A 17,620-nucleotide genomic window follows, 5' to 3' on the forward strand; every position below is an offset into this window, starting at 1 on the left:
ATAATCAACTCTTTATCAAAGTGTGTGATACTTTTCCGACTTGATTTTTGTGTAGGAAACTACTTTAGCAATACACTTATAGGATTTCTTCAACTACATCTCTGGCACTTCGAATCGCGTTATGTGCACCACCCCAATCGTCTTCTTGAGTATACGCTTCTCCTGCAAAATATAGTTTATTGTCAACGGATGTTGAAAGGTTTCTTGAGATACTGCTTGAAGCATTATCAGCTAAATAAGCGGCTTGGATAAAAGGTTCTTCATTCCAGTTCTGTACGATATGCTGAACATAAGATGCCGTTGCTTTGCCATCAAAAATGGCATCCAATTCATTAAGAATATATTCTTTTTGAACAGTACCTGTCAGGTTTTGATACTGTTCCGCCTGTTTGCCTACTGCAAATAAGCCCAATATATATTTATTGGAATTCTGACCATATGATGCATCATAATAGATCCTTTGTCCTTCACTGGTTTCACTATCTGGAAAACCAAGATAAGTAGGGTAAAACTTCTCAGAAAATTCAATAAATACTTTTATACCTCCCCATACAGTAGCTTTACTAATGGTATTTTCTTTGGATTCTGGAAGAGCAGGAGTGAAGGTTATTGTATTGGATTGAAGTATTTTTAGGGGGACAGTAATTATCGCTTTTGCTGCTTCATAAGTTTGGCCATTACTATCCGTTACGACAACTTTATCACTTTCATAGTTTATACTAGTTACTTGTGTATTGAAGATAAAATTAGACTGAATACTTGAAACGATATACGTTTCGAAAAAGTCTAACCAACTACTGTTGATGAATTTTTTGTCTTCATGGTCTCCAAAGGTGCTTGCCAATGAAAAAGTAGCATAATTACCATCATAATAGCCAACAGTATCACTACCTTGATAGCCTTTTGTTTGTGTGGTAATATTTACAGAAGGATCGTTTACAGCATCAGATAAAATGGAGGTGTCTACATGAATCCATTCTGCTCCTAATGGGATTGGAAAATCAGTAAAAGCAGTATTGTGTTTTATTCTACCACCATAGGTTGGTGCCGCTTCGAGAATTTTTAAATCAATACCTTGTTGAGCAAATAAGTAAGCTGTAGACATACCTGCAGGTCCTGCACCAATTATTATTACTGAATCAGAAAAACCTGTAGGTGTATTTTCATCGTCTTCATTAGAACAAGAAGCAATTACTGTTTGAAATGGAATGGAAATACCAAGGATACTACAAGCTTTGATAAATTCTTTTCTAGTCATTGTTAATTTTTGAGAGTTATTTCTTTTAGCAATAAGAGTATTTATTTAAGGCAATGAACCATGCCCACATCTAATATAATAACTTAAATACAAAAGACTACTCAATCTCAGAGTAGTCTTTCATGGACAACATATTTTATCTATAGCAATTTAGAACTTGCCATTTTGATTTTTCCATTCATCTTTGGAAGGAATCGGCTGAATGACATCCCAATGTTCTACAATTTGACCATTTTCTAAACGGAACAAGTCATAATAAGCGACATGATCACCTGGTGCTTTACCAAACTTACCTTCACTCATAGTTAGGACAAAATTACCTTCGGCTAACACTTTGTGTACTTTGTCATATTTCATAACCATTCCATTTTCAGCAAAATATTTAAGGGCAGCTCCAAGGCCATCCAACCCATCAGCAACAGCAGAGTTATGTTGAATGTATTTTGTTGGATTGACGAGAACAGTTAAGTTATCCATTTTACCATTCAATAAAACTTCATCGACAAACTGTTGGACCACTTTTCTATTGTCTTCTGTTTTATTGATATCAGCAATTTCAGTAGCACCATCAAATTGAGTTCTTCCACTTGGATTGGCTGGTGTAACAGCAGCTAAATTATCCCAGTGCTCAACTATCTGACCATCTTCGAATCTAAAAACATCAAAACCAGCTTTCGGTCCGAAGAAATCGTACTCGGTATGTGTGAATACATAATCTCCATCTTCAAAAGCGCGGATGACATTGGCTTTAAAACCACCTTCCGGTGCATTTTTCATTACTTCTCCGAATCCAGATAGACCATCGCCAACAGCAAGGTTGTGTTGGATGTACTTTTCAGGGTTGATGTATGAAATAGGTGTAGGGTCTCCTGTGTTGAAACTGTTTAGTAGGGCTACGACTTTCTCTTTGTTAGATGATTCCATTTTTACTCCTTTTTTTAGATGTGAACTTTGATTTGAGTTGCAACTGCTTAGGACGAATACAAAAGCAATTAAATTAAGAATAACTGTTGACTTCATAATTGAAAAAAATTGTTGAAGAGTGTATTACAAAGGTGCTATTCTCTTTGCCTCAAATCGCTATTAAAAAGAGCGTAAAGACTGTAAAAATGGGAAAGTGTTAGTGATTGGCTCTAAATTGTTCAGGAGTTGATTGAGTTTGACGTTTAAACTATTTATAGAAATTCGTGGTTTCTTCAAATCCTGATTGATAGGCGATTTCTTTAATAGATAGCTCTGTATTGATAAGCAGTCGCTTGATTTGTTTTGTACAAATCTCATCAATAAACTCTTTTGCAGACTTATGTACTATACTTTTTGTAATGGTATTTAAAGTTTTGCTGCTAATATTCATCATACTTGCATAGTCCTGAACCTTAGTGGTTTTAGTGATGTTTTCTTCTGCTAATTGCTGAAATATGACAAACTTTCTAAGATGTTTTTTTTCGAAATCGATATTTTCAGAATTTGCTTTAATACGGAATAAATTAGTAATCAAGATATGTAATTCACTTCGAATGATATGCATCGAATGTTCATCGTTTACATCAAAATATTCTTCCTTGATCCGATGAATAATCTGAAACACTTTTGAGAAATCTTGATCCTGTAACTGTAATTTTGCAACACCTAGAAGTTCGTTAAATAGAAGCATTGTTTTTTGTACTTCTGCTTTTTCGAGATAACTTACCAAGAAATCATTAGTAAAAAGTAGTAAAGATCCTTTGAGATTATTGTCTTTAAAAAACTTATGTATTTGATCTTTTCGAATGGTAATTAATGTTCCCTTCGAGCATTGAAAATCATTAAAGTCTATAGAATGATAACCTTCACCGTCCTCTATAAATATGATGATATAAAACTCTACTCGATGAAGAGCTTCGGGTTTATGGTCTAGGTCTTTGCGTAAAAAAAGTTCTTCCAATCTGAGAAGGTCAAATTGGGAACGGGGATTTTGATGATTTTTAAATGGTATATTTCTAGTTTCCTCTTCCATTATGCTAATTACTCAACAAAAATTTTATTTCGCCTTAAATCTATCAAAAATAAAATCAACAATAGGGTTATCTAGTTCCCCTAATTTATGTACTATTTCATAATGATTAAGTTGAGGGTATTCAAAGTATTCCAGTGATGATACTGACTTATTCTCTTGATATAATCTTTTGGATTGTTCAATAAATAAATCGGTTTCATCTGCTCCTACAGTCAACAAGACTGGACATTTGAGTTGGGTTAATTCTTTAGTTGTAGGACTAAACTGTTGAACAATTCGGTCATTTAACTGTAAGATATCATTTAAGTAGCTGTTCTTGATGGGTGCTAAATCGAATAAACCACTAAGGCTACAAATACCTAAAATATTTGATCTTATATCGTTATTTTTCAAGTAAGCCATTAAGGCAAGATGTCCTCCGGCAGAATGACCAGAAAGGACTAAACTTTTGGGGTCACCATTGTATTTATCAGCATTCTTTTGAATCCAATATATACAAGATGAGATATCTGAAAGGACACCTTCCATCGTTACATCAGGTATTAATCTATAGTTGATGATACAAACAGTGATATTTTTCTGAATAAATGGCTCTGCGACAAAACTATAGCTACTTTTATCTAAAGCTTTCCAATAACCACCATGAATAAAAATTAGAATAGGAGAATTGGGTGTACTAGAAGGGAAGATATCTAAATTTTGAAGAGGAGCCTCTCCATATTTTACATTGAGGAGGCAATGGTATTCTTTTCTAACTTGATCAGACTCGTTTTCATTAATAGCTAAAAATTCTTGAAAGTTAGGATGTCTAGACCTTAAGTCTAATTGATGGCTTGGCGTCATATAAAATGATTTAGTTGAAAAGTAGTTTAAGGAAAAAAATAGTATACTCTTTAAATGCAAAAAACGGTTCAATTTTAAGTTCGAACCGTTTTTTTTACTTATATATTTAAAGTATTACTTGATTTACAAGACTTCAACAATTTGGATATAGTTACCACAAGTATCATTAAAGACTGCAAGTTTAGCGGTCCCCATTTCGATGGGTTTTACACTAAATTCGACCCCTAATTTTACTAATCTTTCGTATTCACTTTGAACATCTTCAACATCAAATTGCGTATAGGGAAGTCCAGCATCAAATAATGCCTTTTGATAGACTTTTGAAGGTTCAAAATCTTTTGGAGCAGGTTCTAATAATAACTGAGGGCCATCTTGCTCTTCTTTAGAGACTAGCGTTAACCATCGATTTCCACCACCAACGGGAATATCAATCTTCTTTATGAAATTTAGCTTTGAGGTATAAAACTCTAGTGCTTTTTCTTGATCACCTACGGGAATACTTACGAGTTTAATTTTCATGTTTTCAATATTTTATGATTAGTATGACACAAAGATTGACATTAGAAAATGAAGAGACTTATCGAAAATTGCTCTTTTGATATTCACTTGGAGAATATCCCGTTTTTTTCTTGAATAATGTGCTAAAAGAACTTAGGCTTTCAAAACCTACATCATAACAAGCGTTCGAAATGGAAACACCTGCACTGATATATTCTTTGGCCTTTTCTATTCTTTTGTCGATTAAATATTGATTGGGCGTTTGACCATAATACCGTTTAAATAATCTCAGTAAATGGAATTTGGAAACAAACCTAATACGAGAAAATAGATTTAAATTTAGTTTTTCATTAAAGTTATTGTCGATATAATTTCGAAGACCGATGACAGTATCTAATTGCCACTGGTTGGAATAGATATCTTCCTTTATTTTTAATATCTCTTTCTCGTAAAGACTCATTGATTGACTGTAGGTTTTTTATTATGATATGGGTTGTTATTAAATCTACATAATCAATATACTCAATAAAAAACAAAAACGGTTTGAGAAACCCCAAACCGTCCTTGATCAAAGTAAGATACTTTTTATTTATTAAAGAATTCTGCCACAGCATCAGTGGATACTTTTACTGCATCTGGATGATGATAGAAATCCACATGACCAAAACCTGATACAGCTAAAACTTCATGCTCATTAGTAAGTTTATCAATAAATCCTGTAGAGCATATTGCTGTTGGAGCATCTTTACCATAAACCACTAAAGTAGGTTGTGCAATTTTATCTGCATAATGTTCAGAGATAGATATTAACGATTCCATTGCTTGGTCACCAATATGCATGTTTGTAAAGTTTTCTACTGCTTTTGGGCCTTTTATACCATCTTTACCATAATAATCATAAGATTCACCCGCCATTGGTGTACCTGCTAATTCGATATATTCTTCTCTTGATTGATCATCTGTTAATCCAAAAGGAGCAACATAATCTGGAGCACCTGTTTCATAGATTTTCTGTTTAGAGTGATTGGCTCCTGCAATCATTTGATTAACAACCGTCTTGTCTGTCCATTGGAAAGCATCAGCTGCCATCATTCCTGAAACTGTAGCTAGTTTCTTGATTCTATGGTCAGTTACTGCTGCAGAGGCCATGATAGAACCACCTTGGCAAACACCTAATCCCATAATCTCTTCAACAAAAGGAAGTGTTCCTAAGTAAGAAACGGCATCCCAAGTATTTTCAATTAGTCTAAACATATACCTAGACTGCTTAAATTCACCAGGTAAAGACGGAGAATCACCCATACCTAGATAATCAAAACCTAAAAAGACAAACCCTCTTTTTGCCATTTCTGGTCCATAAGTCCCTAACACTTGTTCTTTTACCTGTGGGAATGGGCTTGCACCAACGATAGCTTTATATTTTTTGTTTTCATCAAAACCTTCTGGAAGGTATAAGTTGCCTACTAGTTCAATACCAAAAGATTTAAAAGTAACTGTGTTTTTTCCTGCTGATAAATTCATAATCATATACTTTAATAGGTTGTTTAATTATTTGATTACAAAGGTATAGCATGGCACTTTTCAGCTACTTATACATTTTCGTAGAAGAGTTATACATTTTTGTATCAATGACTAAAAAGTACTTTTTCAGTTATCTTCATTAAGGTTTTCTTTTTTGTATTGTAATAGCCAGTCATAAATAGATACTGTAAAAGGATCACCTTGAGTTCGTTTTGTGAAATTATCGGAGTAAACTCTGCTCCATGCATCATGACCTGTATTATTAAAGACTGTAATTTTTGCTTTTACCTCAGGATTTCTAGCATTTATCGCTGAAACTAAAGGGACAGATCCAAAGTTTTCGTTATGCGGTACAGTTGTATCAGAATCACCATGGAAAGCCCAAATGGGAACTTTGGATAAATTGGTAACGATACTAGGTTCACCTCTCGCACTAATAGGAACAATTGCAGCAGCATAGTTTTCAGTGCCCATCACTCCAACATAGTACCATGCACCTCCACCGCCCAAACTGAGACCGGTAATATAAATTCTACTTGTATTGACCTGATATTCTTGAATAAGATAATTGATAAACGAATGAACATCTTGTGGTCTCCAATAATCATACGATTTAAGTCTAGGAGAGGCGACAATAAAAGGAAACGATGGATTCCATTTTCCCTCACTTATTAATCCAGGGGGAGTAACGCCTTGTTGAAGTTCATTGAGTTCAGAAAAGTCAGAACCTGTATATCCCGAAGGATCCCAACCGTGTAGAAACACTAGCAGCGGATACTCAGCTCCACTATCAGTATAACCACTTGGTGTATATATGTAATGTCCAAAAACAGCAGGAGTAGCACCTAAAGTAAATGCTTTATGTACTCCTCCAGTATCTAATGGTAGAACCACAAGGTCCGAAGAATCGATTGCTAATGGAAGAATTTCGGGTTGTTCGAGATCATCTTCTTCATTATTTGATGATACTGTAGAAGATGTAGGAATAACAGCTTCTGTAGAAGTATTATCGCATGAATAGAAACCCATCGAAATAAATAACAATATGATAAAGTATTGATAAATGTGGAAGTAGATTGCCTTTCTTCTTAGTTGAGTGAACATTGAAATAAATTAGCTTTTTGAGTTGATGGTATTAACCAATTGTTTGTGATTTAATTGATTAAATATGGTTGTAAATTACTACATTAGAATAACTTAATCCAAAAACTAAAATAGAATAGCAGTATTCATAAATACATCTATACTACTTCAATATTACATCATTAAGTCAGCTATTTGTTTTTGGCATTTTAAGGAATCTATCTTATTAATAATAATCAGAATTATGAAGCTAGGAGCATTTTCGATCAGCCTTACAGTAAAAGATTTACAAGTCTCTAAAAAATTTTATGAACATCTTGGTTTTGAAGTGATTGGTGGAAACGAAGAAATGAATTATCTGATCCTTAAGAATGGCAATTCTATTATTGGTTTGTTCCAAGGGATGTTTGAAAAAAATATCATCACGTTTAATCCAGGTTTTGATGAAAACGGAAACACTTTAGATTCATTCGAGGACATCAGAGAGATCCAGAAGAATTTGAAGAGTCATGGAATTGAACTCTCATCAGAGGCTGACGAAACGACAACAGGTCCCGCAAGTCTAACCTTGACAGATCCAGATGGGAATCAAATTCTTATCGACCAACATGTTTAATATTATAAAATCGTTTATGTTAATTGATTTCCACTTCGAAGTGTTTTATCACTGTTTTCCCTGTTGAGTTACCAATTTCATTTCCTAGTTCTACAGAAGTGAAATAACTGTTTGATGATACAATCCCTTTGTTTACTAAATAGGAGAGTAGTTCATCAATATCTACAGTACCCTTACTACGTTTTTGGGTGCGTTGGAAGGCTAGATAAGTCCAATTGCTACCTTCAGGCTCCCAGTCTGGTTCTCCCATAAAAAACTTGTAGGTACCATTGGTTGTTGTTACATTTTCTTGGAAATCTCCAAAAGGAACTAATTGGTGATCATCTTCCCAAATCATAAACTCAAACAGAATATTTTGAGGTGTCACCTCAGCAGAAGAGTTGATCCAATTATCAAAGGCAAGATTGTAGTCTCCATCATTTCTAGTGACTTCCACCTCATAATTTACTTTTAGTGTACTGATATCTTCAATTTTTTTTGGCAGTGCTGTTGTAGAAGAAGCCGTTTGCCACGGTTTCCAGCCATAAATAAGTTGGGGGTATGCATTAACACCATAGGCATTATCAGGGTATTGCCATTCCCAACCTACTATAGAAAGGTCATTTTTATCATATGCATAAATACATTGGGAATAACTGTTATTTGGTAGATTTCCAGCATTCCAAGCATTATTTTCAATGATCAAATCATCAACGGCGATCGTAGCATAGATATCACAGTCGGAGTCAGTAAACTGATTAAATAATAAATCAGCGTAGTTGGGGATGGTATCCTTTTCTAAGTTTAGAGAATATAGTTTTACATTTTCTCCATTCTCAGCAGTTACTTTTATTGATATGGGGCTTTCTTGAAATGAAAATTCATCTCCCTCTGTTGTATTTACAGTTGCCATTGTTGAAACACTAATCTTGTTAATACCTACTTCATCTGCTTCATAAGGGAATAAGTGATTTAATGAAACGATAGAATCAGTAATGGTTGATAAGAAGATTTCTTGATTATAGACCAACTCTAGCTCAAGCAATTCCGCTTGATCAGACTTAGGAAGCAAGAGATCATTTACCTCTTCCTTCTTACAAGCGTTTAGAAAAAATAGAATAAGTGAAAAGACGACGATAGCTCTATACATTTTCTGTTGTTAGTTAGATGTATTGGAGTTTATACTTAATTCAACAGAGGCCAACAAAAGAATAATGATCGCTTCAGCAATTAAATAACTCCAACCCAAAAGTGTTATTTGTTCTTTATGATAAATACCAAAACTCAAAGATAAGAAGCAATATAATAAGTTAAAGACAGCAATTCCTTTTATGTAAATGGATATGGATTTGATGTTGACGAAATAGCAAACCAAATCATATACTGCAAAAAGGCAAGGAAATATCGCTAGGACATAAAGTGTGGAAATGGGAATTCCGAAGAGTTGTTCAAAATGTACTAATATGACGCCTAACATAACGGAAGAAATACAAGCACCTATTCCATCTATGATAAAGATTTTTCTAGGGTTTTGATTTCCCCACTGTACGATCTTATGTAGTAGCATTTGTGTTTAGTCTATGATGAATATATGTCAAAGTATGTGTGTCTAAAGTAGTGTTTATTGGATCGAATTCAATTCATAAGAACAAAAAATATCCCTTATACTATCAGAATTATTGATGTATAAGGGATATCAGCATAAATTATTTTAAGATAAATGATTCTTTTAATCCTTCAGCTGCGGAAGGAGCAATCCATACATTAAAATCTCCTTTTTCTAAGACCTGTTTTAAGTCTCTATTGTAAAACTTGAGCTGGTCGGTATGAATGGTAAATGTCACTCTCTTGGATTCTCCAGCTTTTAGGAAGACTTTTTCATAATCCTTCAACTCTCTTACAGGTCGAGTTAAAGAACCTATTACATCTTGAATGTAGAGTTGTACAGTTTCTGTCGCTTCTACTTTTCCTGTATTTTTAATTAGTGCAGAAACTTCTATTGTTTCATTTTCTACAATTTCTTTTTTTGAAATTTTGATTTCTGAGTAGGCAAATTGTGTGTAGGATAAACCATATCCAAAAGGATACTCAGGAAGGTAACCTACATCTAAATAATGTGATTCATTACCCAGTGAACTTTGCCAAGCACCAACAGGGATGTCATACATCTGAACAAACTTCTCTGCTTTAGCAGGTCTACCCGTATTTTTGTGATTATAGTAATACGGAAGTTGTCCTGAAGACTTTGGCCATGTAATTGGTAATCGTCCTTCTGGAGCAATATTTCCATACAATATATCATTTAAGGCAGGGCCGGCCATTGTTCCTCCATGCCATGCCATTAGAATCCCTTCCACTTCATCTTTTATATTACCAATAGTGATAGGACGTCCAGCCATGATGACTAAAACGATAGGTTTCCCTAATTTCGATAACTCATGGATAAGTTCTTCTTGTGCTCCCGGAAGATTAATTTCAGCTCTACTATGTGCCTCACCAGAAAGGATAGCTTCTTCACCACCCACAAAAACGATGACATCACTTTTCTTAGCCAATTGAATAGCCTTTTTAAATTGAGAAGTGGACTTGTCCCTGCTGTATTTTAGGCCTGCTTCATAACCATATACTTTTTCTTTCATGGCCATATAAGGTGTTTGAGAGTGTTCTTTCTCTCCATCAAAACACCAAGTACCCATTTGATCCAATGGAGCATCAGCAAGAGGTCCAATAAGTGCCACTTTTTGAGATTTTTTGAGTGGAAGAATAGTATTCTCATTTTTTAATAATACCATACTTTTTGCAGCAGCATCTTTAGCTAAAGAAAGGTGCTTTTCTGAATAAAGATGACCATCATGTTTTTTATCTCGGTGAGGATTTCCAAAAAGCCCCATTCTTATTTTAACCCTTAAGATATTCTTTACTAAAAAGTCTAATTGCTTTTCTTCAAGTTTACCTTCTTTGATTAAGGTTTTAATATGATGCTCGTACGACTGTGATGTCATTTCCATATCTACACCAGCATTGGATGCCAATTCAGCAGCATGTTTTTCATCGGCAGCATACCCATGAGGAATCATTTCTGTAATAGAGTTCCAATCACTTACAACAAAGCCATCAAAACCCATTTTATTTCTTAAAAGATCCGTCATGATTTTTTTGTCACCAGATGCAGGCACTCCATTGAGCTCATTAAAAGACGACATAAATGTCTGAACATTAGCATCAATAGCAGCTTGGAAAGGAGGCAAGTAGACATTGTACAGTAAAGGATCTGAGATTATTGCCGTATTGTAATCTCGTCCACCTACTGCAGCACCATATCCAATAAAATGCTTGGCACAAGCGACCATACTTGTTTTATCTGTTAAGTTATCCCCTTGGAACCCTTTAATATAGGCTTCTCCCATTAGGCTTCCTAAGTAAGGATCCTCTCCAGGAGATTCAGCGACTCTACCCCAGCGACTATCTCTAGCGATATCCAACATTGGAGCAAATGTCCAGTTGATACCTGAGGACGTACCTTCGATAGCTGAAATTCTACCTGTATTTTCGGCTTGTTTTGGATCCCATGTAGCAGCAGTCGCCAATGGAATTGGAAAAATAGTTTTAAATCCGTGGATGACATCTCTACCAAAAATCAATGGAATTTTGTTCGGACTTTCAGTGACTGCTATTTGTTGTAATTCATCAACATAGTCGGTATTCATGATGTTTAAAAAAGCACCGACATGGCCTTTTCGAACCGCTTCTTTCATTTCCTCTGGCAAAGCTCCTTTAACCCTACTTGACGTACCTCGTAAAGCCGTCTGACCTATTTTTTCTTCTAAGGTCATCTTGGAAAGTAATGCTTCTACCTTTTGTTCTATTGGATCTGTTGGAGTTTTTTGTTGGTTACAACTTACAATGAATAGTAATAATGTAATGGTGAAGTAATAGGATAGTCTCATTTCATTTAGTGACGTTTTATTTATCAATTCAGCTCATGTGACCACATGAGTAGGGAAGGTTTAGTTTATTGTTCTCAATTCAAAGATAGCTATTTTTTCAGATTAATATAGATGAAGAAATATAAAGAAAGTTATGAAGTAGTCGGTAATATAAAGGGCTGTTAAATCTTCAAGTGTTGACGTAGTGCTAAAGGATAAAAAAAATAAATACCCCAAAGCTCAAGGGAATTGATTTGAACTTTGAGGTATGGATTAATTGCTTCTATACTACTTGTTCTGTAGTTTTTTGTTCCTCTGTCTTTAACTCATCGAGAGCTTCTTTACGAAACTCACCCGCAAGTTTTCCGCCATCAATATGGTTCCAGCCTGGAGGATATAGGATATATTTGATCTTATCGATAAAGGTTGGCGCTCCTTTTACGTCTTTCCATAAATCTTTCCAGAGGGTAAGTTGTACACTCTTTAGATTACTTGGATCTAATTTATCATTCATAATCCCCAATTCAGGTTTTTCATGGTCCAATTCTGTTTGGAATGTATTAAATATTCGATCCCAAATCGAAAAGGTCTCCCCAAAGTTTCGGTCGAGATAAATTGGGTTTTTGGAATGATGTACCCGATGTGCTGATGGAGAAATAAAAAACAATTCCATCCAACGTTGCTTACCAATTACTTTTTCATTCCCATGTTCTAAAACAACATACACCCTACATATCGTATCGACGATTAACACTAAGAAAGGATTAAAGCCTAATATAGGTAACCAAATAAAACTATGAGGTGATAGTAGAATACCTAAAAAAGAACCTCTAACCGTAACGGAAAAACTCATTTCTTTTGGAGTGTGATGAACCCCATGAATACACCATAAAATTCGAATTTTGTGTCCTAAAAAATGAATAAACCATCGCCCGAAATCGAGTAATAGAAAGGCTGCTAACCATACATACCACTCAGTTCCTAAAGTAAAGATCCTGTGTTCGTAGGTAAAGTTCATGATACCTAGAATGACAATTGGTCCAAGTAATAGATAAGGAAGAGATTCTATAACATAAGAGAAGATATTAACTAAAGTTTCTTTGTGTTTTTTTATGACCTGAATTCTCCACAAAAAGAACCATTCAATAAAAATGATTGAATAAACAAAAATTGCTGATTTGCCTTTTAAATTGGTTGAAAAATCTGCAACGGAATCCCAAATTGCTCCCATAACATAGATTATTAAAAAGTGATGTTAGTCTTTTAGTTTTTATTTAGACTTAATATAAATAGATTGATATGCAAATATAGAAGAAAGCTTCTTACTTAGAAGAATTATTTATGGTAATCTTAAATTGAAGAATAAAAAAGTTGAAATATTATTTGTAATGCTATTTATAACGGGAGTTCTTACTCAACTAATTATTTTTTTCTTTTTGATAAAGGAACAATGGTAATCCCGCAGATACACCGATAGCGAATGTGACAACAATCGAAAGCCAATAGTTTTTTACATCATCTTTTTCTTTTAGTATAAATAGCAATAAAACAATGGCAGAAATAATAACATCATAAGCAAAAAAACGACTGATAGGAGTGGCTAATAGTTGGTCGAATAAAAGAACTAAGTCTAACCCATTTTTTAGGATAAAACTGATAAACTCATAGTAAGGTATAATGGATCCCAAGATGAACAGTGTAAAATATATGTTTTTGGTGCTCATTTGTAGTGATGGTTTAATTTGTAGAGTAACGTTTAGTGTATAAGTGTTATGGTAAATATAGTCAATAAAAAAGTTAGAAAGTCTAGTCTGATTATAAAAAAATAGCGATTGAGAAATTTATCACAATCGCTATTTTGGTAATATTAGAATTCCATCATTTGGCCATCTTCTGGGATATATGTTTTTTCTAGTAACCCCTTTTTGGATAGCTCTGAGGATAACTCCTTCCTGGTAATTGGACAGTGATTCACTGCTTCCAAGTGATTCGCTATTACTTTATTTGGAGAGTTTTCTACAAATTTCACGATATCTTCCATTTTCATTAGCAAGGGTTGGAAAATGTCTAATTGAGCTCTTCCACTAGCCACTACACTAATTTGAGGTTGATATTCTACCAACACTTTATGAACATCATCAGTATAAATAGTGTCTGCACTTAAGTAAATCGATTGCTCATCAGGTAATTGAATATAGAAACCCATAACATTGCCCATCGGTTTTGCTATAAATCCATAACCATGTACTGCAGGAATCCCTTCAATGGTTCCTCCTAAGAATGGCGAAGATTCCCAATACTTGACTACTTGTGTAACGTTTAACCCACGTTTTAGAAGTTCAGCTTCATCTTTTACGCTACAAATCACAGGAATGTCTTTCGCTCTTAAAAACTCCTCTCCATCTTTGTCCAAATGATCAGGATGTAAATGAGTAATCAGACAATGTGTAGTTTTCTCAATTACTTGATTAGCATTACTTGGTAAATCAAGAATTGGATTGCGTTGTGGTTTATATCTGAAAAGTGTGAATGTAGGGCCGGCAGTACCTTTTTCACCAAGCATAGGATCAACTAAAATCACTTTATCCTTGGTTTCGATGACCATTGTTGCGTTTCTGATGTGTGATATCTTCATAATAATTAATTTAATTTGCTCTTTTCCATTCGTTATAAAAGGGGTTAAATCTCTTTTCTGCACCTATGGTACTACTTCTACCATGTCCAGGATGAATCAACATATGTTCTGCTTGTTCATCAATTAACTTGATGACCGATTGCTTGAGATCATCAAGGTTGGCTGTTGGTCTATCCCATTTTCCTACTGAACCTTCAAATAGTGTATCTCCAGTATATATATCATGACCTATTTTATAGGACACGCCTCCTTTGGTATGTCCTGGAGTAAATATTACAGATATCTCGTAGCCTTCAAGATCAATAATAGTATCTTCATTAATAGGCACAATATCAATAGTATTGATGTCGTAATCTTTTTCTTTATTGAAAAAACCGAAACCATTTAAATCATCATCTAGTAAGATTTCGACTTCTTTTTCATGAAGATAAACTGGTACATTAAAACAGTCTAATGCTTCAATATGGTCAATATGAGCATGGGTTAATAAGATACCTACTACTTCTAAATTTTCATCTTTAATGTAGTTTTGAATGGTTTCTTTCTGATAACCTGGATCAATGATAAAGCACTTGTTATTTCTTTCAAGAACATAACAATTCATCGGGAAAAACCCGTCTAATTGAAGTTTTCTAACTGGATGTAATTTCATTCTGTTTCTGTTTTGATATTTCAAAAGTCAGAATACTCTACTCCAATTCCATTGATTTGAATCAAGAAATGCGTTTACGAATTCTACTCAATGTTTCTGGGGTAATATTTAAGTAAGAAGCAATATGGTATTGCGGAATAGATTGAAGCCAATTGGGTTTATATATTAATAATTCTTGGTAGAGTTCTTCTGGGGATTTTGTAACTCTATTGTATTCAAATAGTTCCTTCTGTTTTAGCAGCTTTTGAAAGGATAAATCTATAAAGGATTTACCACAATCGTACTTTGCTAAGATGGTTCTGAACAGTTCCTTATCAATTACTAGTAACCCTACAGGGGTGAGCGACTCTTGGTACTTTTTTGTTTTGGTATCGTTCATAAACGACGATAAATCGGTTATAAACTGAGGCTTTGTATAGAAATTGATATTGGTTTCTTTCTCAGTCGATGCATAGTATTCTCTAACTGCCCCTTTATTTAAAAAACGCAGTTGGTGTTCTTCGGTATCTGAAGTAAGGATTTGGGTGTTCTTTTTATATTCAACTACACTAAATAAACCTAGAAGTTCTTTTAATCCTTCTTTATTGAGTGGATACTCTGTCTCAAAAAATGACGATATTTTTGTTGTATCTAGGTTCATTTAGCGTATTGATGAATAGGTTATATATAATTTTAGACCAAATATAGAAAAGTATTATTACTTAAAAAGATTGGCCCAAAATACTTAGCAGGTGCTTAAACTTTCAAACCGAAATCATAGCGTTGTCCTAAGACTTTTTTCAGTAGCCCTAGCTGACCACAATGCCACATTGTGTGTTTTACATTCCAGTCTAATGCTTGAAATTTATTCTTCGCAATAGGATGAGGAACTTTCGTAGGTTCTAATTGTGCCTTCAAATCGTCTTCAGATAAATTAGCAATGATCTCGATTGATCTATTCTGTATCAACCTCAAGTGCTCAACCAATGCTACTGCATCCGTTTTTCCGATACATTCTGATGGTTGAGTGTTGACGAATAGTTTAAAATACTCTTGTATAGGAAGTTGTTGGTATAGATCAAGTTGTGGACCTCTAATTGACATTAATGAATGATAATTAAAGCTAAGGATCAAGTGACCAATTTGCCAAGTAACATTAGTATCGATAATGTCAGGTGTTTCATCCCATTGTTCATGAGGTATACTTTCTACCAATTTATTGACCCAATTGTAAGCATCTTCAGTTTGAGTTTTTATTATTTCTACAGTACTCATTTAGTTTTTGTTGTTTGTATTACTTAATATTTATTTTGACTACTTTTTGTCTTATTTATTGAATGAGTAGGCCTCTTCAAAACTTGCTCCTTCATTTATTTTCTTGATAAAAAGGGATAGGTTTTGCTCAGGATCCCATTGTTGAATTTTGTATTTGGCAGTTAGATAGTTCATTCTAATATCCGAGTGATTACCTCCCCAAAATTGAGCAGGTCCCATATTTTCTATATCAGGTAGTTCTGTAAATTGATTTGATTTAACAGCCAATGAGTCTAGTGAATAGTAGTTCCTGTGATCAATTTGCATAGCAACACCTTCATCAAACCAAACTGGGAGTTTTAATGCTCTAGTCACAAAACCAACCCTAGCCGATAACTCTGCATGACAGATTTCATGAGCAAGAATATCAAGGTTTAAACCCTCTCTTGATATGATAACATAAGATTGAAAGTGAGGGTGAGTTCCAGCAGGAGTCATCATAGGAGAACCAAATCTTCTGTAATCATCATCAGTATCACAGTAAATAAATTTTGGAGAAGCGGTATTATTTCCCCAGAATTCGAGGTTTCGTTCTTTTGCTTGTTCAAGCATGGTATTTAAAGCCGTGATTTTTTCTTCACTTACATCAGGCCTGTAATATAAATTGCCAACTTGCTTAAATTCATAAGCATCGATAACTAGACATCTGGATAGTTGAGGCATGGCAATAGCATGAATAGCCATGGTGCTCATCAGAATTACCAATAAGATAAGACTTACTTTAACTATTTTTTTCATGAGAGAGGTAGTGTTAATTTTGGGATAGAAATGAAAAGTAAACGTAATGTTTTAGACTATTGATCTAAAGGAATATAGCGTTCTTCAATGATATTTAAGTGATGTATTTGATGTGCCGCTATGGTATATCCAATAGCATACAATGGCATTTCGTATTCAAAAAACTCACAATTTGTATTTAAGATCTCATCATTAAACGAATCGAACAACAAAATACTGGATTGACGGACCACTCGAAGTTCTTCGATTAATCGTTCAATAGAAAGCTCATCTGCATTGGAGTTTTTTGCCATAATCTCTTGGTCATGGGCATCAGGAATACTTCCTTCGCCTCTGGCAAATAGGATGGCTCTAAAACACCAAACCCTTTCCCAATCAATTAAATGTTGGATAATCTTATTGATAGTCCATTTTTCAGCTTCATAAGTTTTTAAGCCGATACGTTTTAATTGGGCAATATCAATACGATCAATATTCTCTAAACTCAGTGAAAGTGCTTCTTTAAGATCAGTTCCTTCTGTTAGTTTATAGACATATTCTAGGAAGCCAGGATTGTGTTTTTGTTCTTCTTTTTCCATTGGT

At 34.3% G+C, this 17,620-nt stretch carries 20 protein-coding genes; 1 reads left to right on the forward strand and 19 read right to left on the reverse strand.

Annotated features, from left to right (window positions below; genetic code table 11):
- Window positions 1-76: 76 nt before the first annotated feature.
- The 8 genes from HGP29_RS21460 to HGP29_RS21495 all read right to left on the reverse strand — a co-directional run bounded on the left by HGP29_RS21460 (window position 77) and on the right by HGP29_RS21495 (window position 7,220).
- Window positions 77-1,258, reverse strand: a complete 1,182-nt coding sequence (locus tag HGP29_RS21460) for a flavin monoamine oxidase family protein (RefSeq protein ID WP_168884498.1) — start codon at window positions 1,256-1,258, stop codon at window positions 77-79.
- A gap of 150 nt (window positions 1,259-1,408) precedes the next feature.
- Window positions 1,409-2,182 carry a nuclear transport factor 2 family protein gene (locus HGP29_RS21465; RefSeq protein WP_211093372.1) on the reverse strand — a complete coding sequence of 258 codons (774 nt, stop codon included), beginning with the start codon at window positions 2,180-2,182 and terminating at the stop codon, window positions 1,409-1,411.
- A gap of 247 nt (window positions 2,183-2,429) precedes the next feature.
- Window positions 2,430-3,182 (reverse strand): AraC family transcriptional regulator, encoded by a 753-nt coding sequence (locus tag HGP29_RS21470; RefSeq protein WP_211093373.1) that lies wholly within the window; start codon window positions 3,180-3,182, stop codon window positions 2,430-2,432.
- Window positions 3,183-3,278: 96 nt separating this feature from the next.
- On the reverse strand, window positions 3,279-4,097 hold the full coding sequence (locus tag HGP29_RS21475; protein WP_168884501.1) for an alpha/beta hydrolase: 819 nt from the start codon (window positions 4,095-4,097) through the stop codon (window positions 3,279-3,281).
- Between the two features lie 123 nt (window positions 4,098-4,220).
- Window positions 4,221-4,616, reverse strand: coding sequence for a VOC family protein (locus tag HGP29_RS21480; RefSeq protein ID WP_168884502.1), 396 nt, complete (start codon window positions 4,614-4,616; stop codon window positions 4,221-4,223).
- A 58-nt stretch (window positions 4,617-4,674) separates the two neighbouring features.
- Entirely contained in the window at window positions 4,675-5,055 is a 381-nt protein-coding gene (locus HGP29_RS21485; protein WP_168884503.1) for a helix-turn-helix domain-containing protein, read from the reverse strand.
- Window positions 5,056-5,180: 125 nt separating this feature from the next.
- A complete protein-coding gene (locus HGP29_RS21490; protein WP_211093374.1) occupies window positions 5,181-6,116 on the reverse strand; it encodes an alpha/beta hydrolase in 936 nt (311 codons plus the stop codon).
- 126 nt (window positions 6,117-6,242) lie between these two features.
- Window positions 6,243-7,220, reverse strand: a complete 978-nt coding sequence (locus tag HGP29_RS21495) for a carboxylesterase family protein (protein WP_168884504.1) — start codon at window positions 7,218-7,220, stop codon at window positions 6,243-6,245.
- A gap of 223 nt (window positions 7,221-7,443) precedes the next feature.
- Here HGP29_RS21495 and HGP29_RS21500 point away from each other — a divergent pair, with 223 nt between their 5' ends.
- Window positions 7,444-7,815, forward strand: coding sequence for a VOC family protein (locus tag HGP29_RS21500; protein ID WP_168884505.1), 372 nt, complete (start codon window positions 7,444-7,446; stop codon window positions 7,813-7,815).
- A 19-nt stretch (window positions 7,816-7,834) separates the two neighbouring features.
- Here HGP29_RS21500 and HGP29_RS21505 read toward each other — a convergent pair whose 3' ends face one another.
- From HGP29_RS21505 to HGP29_RS21555, 11 genes are all read right to left on the reverse strand, one after another.
- Complete coding sequence (locus HGP29_RS21505; protein WP_168884506.1) at window positions 7,835-8,944, reverse strand: GH12 family glycosyl hydrolase domain-containing protein; 1,110 nt, start codon at window positions 8,942-8,944, stop codon at window positions 7,835-7,837.
- Between the two features lie 9 nt (window positions 8,945-8,953).
- The gene (locus HGP29_RS21510; protein ID WP_168884507.1) at window positions 8,954-9,361 is read right to left on the reverse strand and encodes a hypothetical protein; all 408 of its coding nucleotides are present in this window, start codon (window positions 9,359-9,361) and stop codon (window positions 8,954-8,956) included.
- 139 nt (window positions 9,362-9,500) lie between these two features.
- The gene (locus HGP29_RS21515) at window positions 9,501-11,741 is read right to left on the reverse strand and encodes a glycoside hydrolase family 3 N-terminal domain-containing protein (protein ID WP_168884508.1); all 2,241 of its coding nucleotides are present in this window, start codon (window positions 11,739-11,741) and stop codon (window positions 9,501-9,503) included.
- Window positions 11,742-12,003: 262 nt separating this feature from the next.
- The gene (locus HGP29_RS21520) at window positions 12,004-12,951 is read right to left on the reverse strand and encodes a sterol desaturase family protein (protein ID WP_168884509.1); all 948 of its coding nucleotides are present in this window, start codon (window positions 12,949-12,951) and stop codon (window positions 12,004-12,006) included.
- Between the two features lie 187 nt (window positions 12,952-13,138).
- Complete coding sequence (locus HGP29_RS21525) at window positions 13,139-13,444, reverse strand: DUF2834 domain-containing protein (RefSeq protein WP_168884510.1); 306 nt, start codon at window positions 13,442-13,444, stop codon at window positions 13,139-13,141.
- A 143-nt stretch (window positions 13,445-13,587) separates the two neighbouring features.
- Window positions 13,588-14,355 (reverse strand): MBL fold metallo-hydrolase, encoded by a 768-nt coding sequence (locus HGP29_RS21530; protein WP_168884511.1) that lies wholly within the window; start codon window positions 14,353-14,355, stop codon window positions 13,588-13,590.
- 10 nt (window positions 14,356-14,365) lie between these two features.
- Entirely contained in the window at window positions 14,366-15,007 is a 642-nt protein-coding gene (locus HGP29_RS21535) for an MBL fold metallo-hydrolase (protein ID WP_168884512.1), read from the reverse strand.
- A gap of 61 nt (window positions 15,008-15,068) precedes the next feature.
- Window positions 15,069-15,647 carry a Crp/Fnr family transcriptional regulator gene (locus HGP29_RS21540; RefSeq protein ID WP_168884513.1) on the reverse strand — a complete coding sequence of 193 codons (579 nt, stop codon included), beginning with the start codon at window positions 15,645-15,647 and terminating at the stop codon, window positions 15,069-15,071.
- Window positions 15,648-15,742: 95 nt separating this feature from the next.
- Complete coding sequence (locus HGP29_RS21545) at window positions 15,743-16,261, reverse strand: DinB family protein (RefSeq protein WP_168884514.1); 519 nt, start codon at window positions 16,259-16,261, stop codon at window positions 15,743-15,745.
- A gap of 51 nt (window positions 16,262-16,312) precedes the next feature.
- Window positions 16,313-17,038 (reverse strand): hypothetical protein, encoded by a 726-nt coding sequence (locus HGP29_RS21550; protein ID WP_168884515.1) that lies wholly within the window; start codon window positions 17,036-17,038, stop codon window positions 16,313-16,315.
- A 56-nt stretch (window positions 17,039-17,094) separates the two neighbouring features.
- Window positions 17,095-17,616, reverse strand: coding sequence for a DinB family protein (locus HGP29_RS21555; protein ID WP_168884516.1), 522 nt, complete (start codon window positions 17,614-17,616; stop codon window positions 17,095-17,097).
- Window positions 17,617-17,620 lie beyond the last annotated feature (4 nt).

Source organism: Flammeovirga agarivorans, assembly GCF_012641475.1.
Classification (GTDB): Bacteria; Bacteroidota; Bacteroidia; order Cytophagales; family Flammeovirgaceae; genus Flammeovirga; species Flammeovirga agarivorans.